We start from the raw sequence: 10,534 nt of genomic DNA, 5'->3' as shown, positions 1-10,534 counted from the left end.
TTATACCAAACATTTGTTCTTGAATGAAGGTTCAGGAAGCTTTTTCTAAAAAACAAGGAATAAGACCTATGAAGACCTGTCCATTCACCCCCTCCTTATCGTTTTCACGCTTGAAGAAGGGGTACTCTGGACACCCTTGATAGACATTGTAATATTCCTAATATTTACATTTAATTATTAGAACTTAAGTTCCCGGTAATTTTTAGAATAACATTCAAAATGACAAGTAAGGATTAACTGTAATGATAGAATAGCAACGATTAAAGTTATCACATCGTCTCATATTTGAGTATTATGTCACACTCAGTTAATAGAGGGTTTACCTCGAATACTATAAGCGTAATTCCCTCCACTGTATCTCAGGATTAATTTGGAGATCCATCAAACATTTTAAGATTTCCCTTTTATAGGACAAACAGCCTCTACTTTTTAAGTAGAGGCTGTTTGTTATTCATCATTCAATATGTCAAATTAGATAAGTCAAGAAAGTTCAAAATGCTAAATTTAAAATGACCAGCGCTTTGTAATAATGTTAGAAGAAGTGAGAAGAAGCAGAAATTTACATTAATCTGGAGTACAGAAAATATACCGAAAGAGAGGTGAAATAAGGGGCCTTCACTAAACGAAAAAAGGCCAACCTCTTATAAATCAGTCCCTTTTTCGTTTAGTAAATATCGTAATTTTCGAGTACTGATTTTTAAATGTTTTGCTGCTTCCTTGCGATTGCCAAGGGTTTTACGAAGTGCTTTTGTGACAAAAGCTTTACCAATTTGGTCTTCAAATAATTTAATTTGGTTGAGAATTTCCTCAAAATCGACATTACTGTCATTTTTCCACATTTGAAGTATTTCCATTACCCATTGATTGAGGTAAGCCTCAAAGTCATGATCATATGCTGTTGATTTTATAGGAGATTTTAAGTTTTGTGATGGCGAAACCTGTTCAATTGTTGATGTCAGTTTAATTGGTAAATAATTTGGTGTAATAATAGTTGTTTCACCATCAGCAAGCGTAATGGCGCGTGTAATGACATTTACCAGCTCACGAATGTTTCCAAACCATTCATAATTCTGCATTAAGCTCATCGCTTCGTCAGAAAAACGAAGGTGATTGCTGTTTTGTTTATCCAATAAATGATGAACGAGAAGTGGAATGTCTTCTTTACGCTTTCTTAGCGGTGGGATTTCTAATTTCACGACATCGAGCCGGTATAATAAATCTTCACGAAACTTTTTTTGTTTTACTGCTTCATAAAGATTCGCATGTGAGGCCGCGATAATTCGTGTATTTGTTTGCATCGGACTATTACCGCCTACACGCATGAATTCGCGCGTTTCTAATACACGTAATAACTTCACTTGAATAGCATGTGAAGCTTCGGCAACTTCATCAAGAAATAGTGTGCCATTGTTTGCAATCTCAAATAAACCTTTGCGTTGCTGTGATGCGCCGGTAAAAGCCCCTTTTTCATGTCCGAACAATTCACTTTCAAGCAGTGATTCTGCTAATGCACCGCAGTTAACACCGATAAATGATTGTTCAGTGCGGTTGCTTGCTTGATGAATAAATCGCGCAAGCACTTCCTTACCAGTTCCGGTTTCTCCTTCAATTAAGACAGTGACATTTTTTTGTGCAATCTTATAAGCCATTGTAATCAATTCATTCATCGAAGTATTTGTACCAATAATTAATCCTGTTTTTTTAGCAAGTTGTACGATTTCCTTTTTCGTATCTGTCACATTATTTTCCAGCAATTCGTCAATTTTTCCTTCTAATTCGTCAATGTTATCAAATGGCTTTTCAATATAATTATCCGCACCAAGCTTAATGGCTTCTACTGCTGTTTTAATCGTACTGAACCCTGTCATAATGATTGCTTTACATGTTGGAAGCTGTCTTTTTAAGTGTTTCAATAATGTTAGACCATTTGCATCTGGAAGCTTTATATCAATCATCGCTAAATGAAAGTTTTGCATATTAATTGTGTTGATTGCTTCTTTTCCGGAATTAGCAACCGTTACATGATAACCTTTTCGTGTTAGAAGATGTGAGAAGAAATTTCCAATTTCATGTTCATCATCAATGATAAGAATATTTGTCATCAAATCACCTTTTTTAAGAAGTTAGTATTGATTAATAGAGTCTGTTTCATGATCTAGAGGAAGTAGTAAGGAAAAAATACTGCCTCTTTGATAAGTACTTTTGACTTCAATTGTCCCACCGTGTGCTTTCGCAATTCCAAGGCTTACTGATAGTCCAAGTCCTGTCCCTTTCATTGCTTCCTTTGTTGTGAAAAATGGATGGAATATTTCACTAAGATGTTTATCAACAATACCGATGCCGTTGTCTTTGACAGAAAGTACAAGCCATTTATAATCATTTCTTTTTTGGAATGTCGTTTTAATAATTATTTTTTTATTTGTTTTTTTGGACATTTCAAGCGAATCTTTTGCATTTAGCAATAAGTTAATAACAATTTGTTCAATTTGCTGAAGGTTTCCTTGAAAAAAAGGAAGTTCTTCTGTTAATTGAATGGACAAATCAATCTCATTTCTCCTAATTTGATAACCGACTAAACTTAGTACTTGTTCAACTGCTTGATTAATTGAACATTTCTCGACACGTAATTCTTCCTGTCTTGAGAAAGTTAATAGATTTTGAATAATTTTTTTGCAGCGTATACCGCATTGCTTAATATCATGTAAAAGATTATAAGAAGAATTATCCTTATGAAATTCCCGCATCAAAATCTGCGAATTTCCCAGAATGGCTGTTAGCGGGCTGTTTAACTCATGAGCAACACCTGCTGCCATTTCACCAAGGGCTGCAAGTTTTCCTGAATGCATCAGCTGTGCTTCCATTTGCAGTTTATCTGTAACATCTTTAATATATAAAATTGCTCCATACATTGTGTTTTCTTCATTAAAAACAGGATAACTGTAAACATCACATATACGATCATCATGGAAGTGAAGTTGACGGTATGCTGTTTTTCGCGTCTGGTATGTTTCAGTTAATGGGTTTTGGTTTTCATGGTCAATATTAGTAAAAATAATGCTGCATGGTTGATTTTCTTTAATGTTTAAAAAGGATTCTGCGCTTTCATTAAACCGTAAAATAGATCCCGTTAAATCGACTACAATGAGCATGTCATCTACAGCTCGAAAGGTTTCTTCCCATTCCTTTTTTCTTTGTAAAACGATATGGTAGAGCCTTGTATTTTCAATACATACGGTTAACTGATCAGCAAGTTGCTGCAAAAAATCAATGTCACTTTCTTCATATTTTGTTTCCTGTTTACTTCCAAGACACAATGCGCCAATAATCGTTTCGTTATTGAAAAGCGGCAGGGTAACAAAAGTGCTGGTTTCAATATTTTGGTAAATATCTCTTTCAAAATCAGTTGCTTCATTAATAGTAGAAAACGAGTTTATAAGTACTTTTTTATTTTTAATAGCTTGCCAAATAAGGGACTGTTTTACCGGATTCGCAATTTTCAATGAAAGAGATTCAGGATAGCTGTTTGTTAATGTTAAATGCTGGTTGTCGTAAAGAAAAAGCAATAGATAATCAATGAATATAATTTCTTGCAGTTTATGTAAAATGTTTTTTAACATATCATCAATTGAACGGTCGACTTTAAAGCTTTTCATCATATCATTAATAATTTCAAGCTGCATGTTTTTCTTTTTCATTTGTTGAACTGTTTCTTTGAGCTGTGTATAGTAACTTTGCTTTGACGATTTTACACCGGTAAGTTGGGCGATCCGTTCCTTTTGTTCCTCAATCATTTTACTCTCTCCTTAAATCACTTGCTGAAATAGCTTGCTAACATCGTCAAGCGTCATATCCCGCGGATTTGTAATCATACAAGCATCTTCAAGTGCTGCTTCACTCATGGCAATTATTTCTTCACGATTTACTCCTAAATCAGATAAACATTCTGGTACACCAATATCAATGGCAAGTTGTTTCACATGTTCAATACCTTTTCGACCGGCGTCGATATCCGAAAGTCCTTGAATGTTTTCACCTAATAATGATGTAATATCTTTAAAACGTTTTGGTGCAGCAATTAGATTAAATTCCATAACATAAGGCAGTAAAATAGCATTAATATCACCATGTGAAATAGGATAACGTCCCCCGATTGCATGACTCATCGCATGAACCGCTCCAAGGATCGCATTTGAAAAAGCAAGTCCAGCTTGAAGGCTTGCCATTGCCATTCCATTTTTTGCTTCTTCATTCGTTTTTGAAGCAGCAGAAGGGCGTAGATATGTTGAAACAAGTGATATTGCATTTTTTGCTTGGACATCTGTTAATGGTGTTGCAGCAACGCTAACATATGCTTCAATGGCATGAGAAAGCACATCCATTCCTGTTGATGCTGTTAAGAGGCGGTCCTTTGTTACAAGTGTATATGGATCAATAATTGCAATATCTGGTACTAGAGATTTCGAAACAATTGTCATTTTCTTTTTTCGCCTTACATCCACAATAATCGCAAATTGCGAAACTTCTGATCCTGATCCAGCAGTGGTCGAAACCATTACAAGTGGAGGAAGCGGTCTTGTGACTTTATCAATCCCTTCATAATCGCAAATATCACCACCATTTGTTGCGATAATGGCAATTGCTTTTGCAACATCGAGGGCACTTCCACCCCCGATACCAAGTACAGCATCACATTCTTCACGGTAATATTGTTGGCATCCTGCTTCTACATTATCACTGGTTGGGTTTGTTGAGAGATCATAAAAGACGGCGTAATCAAGTCCTGCTTTTTTGCAGTTTTCAATTATATGATCCAGCCACCCTGCCTTTATCACACCAGAATCACTTACAATTAATACTTTTTTAGCACCTAAACGTAGGCAGCTTTCTCCTACTTGTCTAATTGCACCTTTTCCAAAGATAATTTCAGGTGTAACAAATTTTGTAATCTGCATGATTATCATTTCCCTTTTTATCTTAATGTTACGAAATTTTCTATTGGTTTCCAATAGTTTTATGAATGTTGTAACAATTAGAAATATTCATTGGTTTTCGGACAACTTTTTAAGTTACATTCGGTTTATAAAATATAAATAACTAAAATAAAGAGTAGGTTTATCAAAGAATTTGATAAACCTACTCGTATAGAAAAAATTGAGTAATATAACTATTCTATAAATTAAAACTAATATCTAAAGAAAGCTCTTTAGGGCTGCTATAATGAACTTTTTATATTTTGCCATTGATGTGTTTGATATTGTAATGGTAAATCTCTTTTCTTTACTTCCTTTTCTAACAAATAAATAAAATGAGAATCAAGCTTTAATGTCATCGCTTGAACATAAACACGAACTAAAAATTGATTACTTAATCGTTGAATCATTATTAATATCTCCTCATCAATCAAGTGTTAAAACAACACGTCCATTAATCTGTCCTTTTACCATCCGCTCAAATACATCATTGATTTTTTCTAACGGCTGTGTTTCAATATTTGTTTTAACTTTGCCTTGTGCCGCAAACTCAAGCGCTTCTTGTAAATCTTTACGTGTTCCAACGATAGACCCTTTTACTGCTACACCATTTAAAACTGTATCAAAAATTGGAATTGGCAGTTCATCATTTGGAAGACCAACAACAACTAGGCTCCCACCTCGTTTAACAGATTGATAAGCTTGTTCAAATGCTTTCTTTGTAACGGCAACACTAATTGCCGCTTGAACACCTCCGACCTTATCCTGAATTGCTTTTACCGGATCTCCCTTCATACCGTTTACCGTGAAATCTGCTCCTAATTCTTTTGCTAATTCTAGTTTATCGTCTTGGATATCAACTGCCACCACATTAAAGCCCATTGCCTTTGCATATTGAAGTGCCACATGTCCTAAACCACCAATACCGTAAATGGCAACCCAATCACCCGGCTTTGCTTCAGAAACTTTTAATGCCTTATATGTTGTAACACCTGCACAAAAAATCGGTGACACTTCTTCAAAGCTTAAATTATCAGGGATTTTTGCTACATACTCGGCTGGCGCTTTACAATATTGTGCATAACCACCATCAACAGAATAACCTGCATTTAATTGATCAGGGCATAACGTTTCTCTTCCTGTTAAACAATATTCACATTCCCCACATGCAGAATAAAGCCAAGGTACTCCAACACGATCATCAACTTTAATCGATTTAACCCCTTCACCTACTTGTTCAACAACGCCCACACCTTCATGACCAGGAATTAACGGAAGCTTTGGCTTTACTGGCCAATCACCATGTGCAGCATGTAAATCGGTATGGCAGACACCGCACGCTTTAATTCTTACTAAAATTTCGCCATATTCAAGCTCTGGAATAGGTACCTCTTTAATTTCAAGTTTTTGTTTAAACTCATTAACAACAGCTGCTTTCATAAATCATATCCCCCTTTTTATAATTAGTTCACTTACTACTATTGCAATCATCGTGCCAACTTAAAAAAGCCAATAAATAAAGCGTTTTCATAAAATTGATAAGAAATAAGACAATTTATCGTCCAATCTGCCGAAAAATCGGCCATTTATTCATTTTTTTGTTAAGAAAACAGCACCAACTTAAACTTCACAATCATAACCTTTAACCCAACAAAAGACCCAGTTCTATAACAATGAAATAAAGTTCAATAATTTATAAAAATAATGTTTTGAAATCTATAAAAGCCAAACCTTTAATTTATCAATGGTTTAGCTTCTTTTTCAATATTTTTATTAAACAATCATTCCCCTATGTTATTTAAACTTTTTTCCATTCCATTAAAAATTCACCCTCGGCAGTCTGTTCGTCTAATAGTTCTTCTTTTTTAATAAAACCACTTCTTAAATAAAACTTAACTGCTTCATCATTTTTCTTGTAAACTTTCAATTGTATATTTGTCCTTCGTTCTTTTATAAAGTTTAATAATTCTTTTCCATATCCTTTCCCTTGATGATTAGTATCAATAAACAATGCAGCCAAATAGTTATCTACCATTGAAATGAAGCCTACGACTTCTTTTTTATTGCATATAACATAATTTTCAGACATTGGAAAATATGTTTCTTTCATCTCACTTCGCTGAGATTTCCAATAATCCTTATCAATAAAATTATGTGCTATTAATGAGCCTTTGTACCATATATCTATCATTTTATCAATTTCTATTTTTTTATTTACTCTGATTTTCATATTATCATCCTCAATCTAAATTCAAAATAAGCGATATGTGTTATAAGGTATCAGCCTTCCTATTATATTTCAGTTTACTTGAATAGAAAAAGCGATACTTTTTATTTAAGTATCGTTCCTCATGTATAATATTTTTACCAGAATAAAATTGTTCTAAAAAGTATCTAGTTGAATTGTAATTTTTTCAATATTACTTAGATTCATTTGGTATTTGATTTTTTGTCTACTTTAATTTGCTTTATTAGTTCAACCTTCTTCATGATCTGATGACCATAAGCATCTTCTGCTTTCATCGCTTCTTCAAGAGAATTGTACTTGCTGCGGCTGTATCCCGGGACAGCCCATTTTCCGGCAAGTTCTTCAACATGTGGTGCTTTACCTAACGGATTGATGTATTTATAACGGGGATCAATCAGTTTCGTTATAGGTGGTTCTGCTGCTGCATACCCTTTTAAATGTTGTATTTGAGCAAGAACACCTTCTAATACAGAATTAAATGAGTGTCCTGGGTTTCCACCACCTGTCGCACCAAGTCCACAGAAATTGTTTTGTTCAGGCTTAACATCGCCGCCATAACGAAAATAACCTGTTTCATGAAGGGCTTGAGCAAGAGCAACGTCAGCACGGACTTCCTCTAATTCTCCGATTACATAGTAGTACTGAGCAATATTTTCAGGAGCAGCCGGTGCTTTTTCTTTTAAGAATTGCACCATTTGTTCTAAAGAAGCTTCGGTTTTGCCCATAATTTTATTCATTGTCAATCATTCCTTTAAAATAAATGTTTCTTATCTTCTAAATTACTCATAAAACCATTTTCTGTGAGTACAAAAGCCGTCCTGAATTATTTCTATCGTTTTTGGAAAGAGTACCCCTTCCTCAAGGAATGTGAAGGGCGATAGCCCAATCAGTAGGAAGGGGGTGAATTTCCATCATTTATTACGAACACAAGTACGTAATAAATGATATAATAATAGTTGTACATCCTTGTACATGCTCATTGAAAACTGAACATATAAGGTTGTAGCAGGAAAAGACGCTCTGCTGCGTAAAATGTTCAAACCTAGAGAAGCCGAAGATGCGTGATACATGACTAGCACAACGTGTGAAAATGTTGCAGTAGGCTTATTAAAAGAACTCCCAAAGGCAAGACCAATGGGATAGAGGAGTTGGGCGTATTTAGACCGCCAATTTGTTAACTCCACTAACGTTAAGCGTTCAGAAATGTTCGATACGTTAGAAACCCCCACTTCAAATTTTCGTTAGAAAATTAAGTGGCGGGAGTATTCATATTCCTATTAAGCTATTTTTCATCACAATCTTTAATGATAACTATTCATGCTGAAGAATAAACAGCTTGTTACTTTCATTCTGCAGATTCCCAGATGTTCAGCGTAGTTTTAAAAAAGCTTCTAGATTGATTAATCTAGAAGCTTTAAAACGTGTTCACCATTTTTTGTTTTTCAATTTGGAAATCTATTTCTTTCCTAGTTTAATCATTTCAGCTATCCCACTTAAATAAGCAAGTACCATTTCCTTATCAGCATGACTTCCCAATGCATCTATCTTGTTAATTAATTCTTGCTTTGTTTTCTCATTTTTCAATTGCCGGACAAGCTTTTCAATTGTTATAACATCTTTACTAACTCTTAAATGTACTTTGTCATGCTTTGTAATTTCATATTCATAAAAAAATTCTAGTAACATTAAGTATCAATTCCTTGTAAATCTAGATGAACACTTTCTAAATTATTCATTAGTTGATTCTTCAGGAGCCATTTCTTCATCTGCAGAATCCTCTGTACCGGTATCACCATTTGCTGGCTCTTCAGGAGCTACTTCTTCCTCATCTGCAGGTTCCTCTGTATTCATACCACCATTTGCCGGCTCTTCAGGTGCCATTTCTTCTCCAACTGCAGGTTCCTCTGTATTCATATCCCCACTTGCAGGTTCTTCTTCAGGAGCTATTTCTTCATTCATGTCTTGATCCTCCGCTGCACCGCAGGCTGAAGCAATCATCACAGCAAACACCATCACCGCTAATTTCCAAAGAGTTTTCATTTCCATTCCTCCTTCTCAATTTTAAATGAAAGCATTATAGGTATTTGATCACAGGAGACTTTCAACTCCTATCCTCAAATCCAAAGCCATTATATACAAGTTTTCCTCAAAAATCTTACAATTCATTTATTCTTTACCCATTTGTAATTGAGCTGTTATTTTAACGTAATATAAGAAATATAACCTTTCACAAACCAAACTTTTGAATCATTACCGTCTTCCTATTAAATTTTTAAGGTAGCCAATTAAAGTTTTTCCTATTCAAAAGACAAAAAAATCTTCAACACAACGAACAACTATCATTGAATATTGGGAGAAAATAGATACATAGGAATATGGAGGTATATCATGAATAAAAAAACACAACTTTTCTTTACACTTTTATTATGTATTTTGTTAGCTGCATGCTCGCAGGAAAACCAAGAATCAGAATCAACAACAGCTCCAGCTGAAACAACAGCTAACGCTCCAACTCATGAAGAAGATAAAACACCTGAACAACAAGATGTTCACTGGTCTTATGAAGGAGAAACCGGTCCGGAACACTGGGGTGAATTACATCCTGACTATGCTTTATGTACAAATGGAACAGAACAATCACCAATTAATATCGACACTTCAGAACTTCAAGCAAGTGAGTTATTAGATGATATGACCATTCATTATGAACCAACAACATTTACTGTAATAAATAACGGTCATACGATACAGGCAAATGCTGCTGAAATGAATAATTCTATTCTGATCGGTGAGAAAGAATACCAGCTTGCACAGTTCCACTTCCACACACCAAGTGAACATCAATTTAACGACAAACATTTTGAGATGGAATTGCATTTTGTACATAAAAATGATGAAGGAAAGCTTGCTGTTTTAGGTGTAATGATTAAAGAAGGGAAAGAAAACAAACCGCTGCAGCAATTGTGGGAGCAGATGCCAACGGAAACAACAACAGAAGGAAAAAAATTAGATCAATCCGTTGACATATTAAACATCCTTCCAGAAAATAAAACAACCTTCCAGTACAGCGGTTCTTTAACAACCCCTCCTTGTTCAGAAGGGGTAAAATGGTTGGTACTTGAACAACCAATAGAAATGTCGAAAGAACAAATTGAGGCCTTTCAGAACATTTTCCCGCATAACAATCGTCCAATCCAACCTCTAAATGAACGGGAAGTATTGAAAAAATAATAGATAGTAAAAATTCTTTCTATTTAAATGTGCGAAGAGTCCCCCTCCTTCAACAAAGTAAGGAGAGGGACTCTTGGCGTTTTTG

Annotated in this window: 10 protein-coding genes; 1 reads left to right on the top strand and 9 read right to left on the bottom strand. The window is 34.8% G+C overall.

Annotation, left to right across the window (positions count from 1 at the left end):
• Positions 1-641 precede the first annotated feature (641 nt).
• The 9 genes from DS031_RS16840 to DS031_RS16800 all read right to left on the bottom strand — a co-directional run bounded on the left by DS031_RS16840 (position 642) and on the right by DS031_RS16800 (position 9,258).
• Complete coding sequence (locus tag DS031_RS16840) at positions 642-2,102, bottom strand: sigma-54-dependent transcriptional regulator (protein ID WP_113807228.1); 1,461 nt, start codon at positions 2,100-2,102, stop codon at positions 642-644.
• A gap of 21 nt (positions 2,103-2,123) precedes the next feature.
• Positions 2,124-3,791 (bottom strand): sensor histidine kinase, encoded by a 1,668-nt coding sequence (locus DS031_RS16835; protein ID WP_113807227.1) that lies wholly within the window; start codon positions 3,789-3,791, stop codon positions 2,124-2,126.
• A gap of 12 nt (positions 3,792-3,803) precedes the next feature.
• Entirely contained in the window at positions 3,804-4,952 is a 1,149-nt protein-coding gene (locus tag DS031_RS16830) for an iron-containing alcohol dehydrogenase (RefSeq protein WP_113807226.1), read from the bottom strand.
• 260 nt (positions 4,953-5,212) lie between these two features.
• On the bottom strand, positions 5,213-5,380 hold the full coding sequence (gene sda, locus DS031_RS16825; RefSeq protein WP_113807225.1) for a sporulation histidine kinase inhibitor Sda: 168 nt from the start codon (positions 5,378-5,380) through the stop codon (positions 5,213-5,215).
• Positions 5,381-5,396: 16 nt separating this feature from the next.
• Positions 5,397-6,410 carry an alcohol dehydrogenase AdhP gene (gene adhP / locus DS031_RS16820; protein ID WP_113807224.1) on the bottom strand — a complete coding sequence of 338 codons (1,014 nt, stop codon included), beginning with the start codon at positions 6,408-6,410 and terminating at the stop codon, positions 5,397-5,399.
• Between the two features lie 358 nt (positions 6,411-6,768).
• Complete coding sequence (locus tag DS031_RS16815) at positions 6,769-7,200, bottom strand: GNAT family N-acetyltransferase (RefSeq protein WP_113807223.1); 432 nt, start codon at positions 7,198-7,200, stop codon at positions 6,769-6,771.
• 200 nt (positions 7,201-7,400) lie between these two features.
• A complete protein-coding gene (locus tag DS031_RS16810) occupies positions 7,401-7,955 on the bottom strand; it encodes a glucosaminidase domain-containing protein (RefSeq protein WP_113807222.1) in 555 nt (184 codons plus the stop codon).
• Between the two features lie 718 nt (positions 7,956-8,673).
• Positions 8,674-8,904: a hypothetical protein gene (locus DS031_RS16805; protein ID WP_113807221.1), complete on the bottom strand. Its 231-nt coding sequence runs from the start codon at positions 8,902-8,904 to the stop codon at positions 8,674-8,676.
• 42 nt (positions 8,905-8,946) lie between these two features.
• On the bottom strand, positions 8,947-9,258 hold the full coding sequence (locus DS031_RS16800; RefSeq protein ID WP_245947489.1) for a hypothetical protein: 312 nt from the start codon (positions 9,256-9,258) through the stop codon (positions 8,947-8,949).
• A 348-nt stretch (positions 9,259-9,606) separates the two neighbouring features.
• On the opposite strand from DS031_RS16800, the gene DS031_RS16795 reads away from it, so the two are divergent.
• Complete coding sequence (locus DS031_RS16795; protein WP_113807219.1) at positions 9,607-10,449, top strand: carbonic anhydrase; 843 nt, start codon at positions 9,607-9,609, stop codon at positions 10,447-10,449.
• The last annotated feature ends 85 nt before the right edge of the window (positions 10,450-10,534 follow it).

Origin of the sequence: Bacillus taeanensis, from assembly GCF_003318295.1 — a bacterium.
Taxonomy (GTDB): Bacteria; Bacillota; Bacilli; order Bacillales; family UBA6769; genus Maribacillus; species Maribacillus taeanensis.
The sequence above is the reverse complement of the archived record's forward strand: the minus strand, read 5'-3'. Positions and strand labels throughout refer to the sequence as shown.

Bases quoted from the DNA above. Each gene is read 5' to 3' on its own strand.
- DS031_RS16815 (WP_113807223.1), bottom strand. From the start codon at position 7,200: ATGAAAATCAGAGTAAATAAAAAAATAGAAATTGATAAAATGATAGAT.
- DS031_RS16805 (WP_113807221.1), bottom strand. From the start codon at position 8,904: ATGTTACTAGAATTTTTTTATGAATATGAAATTACAAAGCATGACAAA.
- DS031_RS16835 (WP_113807227.1), bottom strand. From the start codon at position 3,791: ATGATTGAGGAACAAAAGGAACGGATCGCCCAACTTACCGGTGTAAAA.
- sda (WP_113807225.1), bottom strand. From the start codon at position 5,380: ATGATTCAACGATTAAGTAATCAATTTTTAGTTCGTGTTTATGTTCAA.
- DS031_RS16840 (WP_113807228.1), bottom strand. From the start codon at position 2,102: ATGACAAATATTCTTATCATTGATGATGAACATGAAATTGGAAATTTC.
- DS031_RS16795 (WP_113807219.1), top strand. From the start codon at position 9,607: ATGAATAAAAAAACACAACTTTTCTTTACACTTTTATTATGTATTTTG.
- DS031_RS16800 (WP_245947489.1), bottom strand. From the start codon at position 9,258: ATGAAAACTCTTTGGAAATTAGCGGTGATGGTGTTTGCTGTGATGATT.
- DS031_RS16810 (WP_113807222.1), bottom strand. From the start codon at position 7,955: ATGAATAAAATTATGGGCAAAACCGAAGCTTCTTTAGAACAAATGGTG.
- DS031_RS16830 (WP_113807226.1), bottom strand. From the start codon at position 4,952: ATGCAGATTACAAAATTTGTTACACCTGAAATTATCTTTGGAAAAGGT.
- adhP (WP_113807224.1), bottom strand. From the start codon at position 6,410: ATGAAAGCAGCTGTTGTTAATGAGTTTAAACAAAAACTTGAAATTAAA.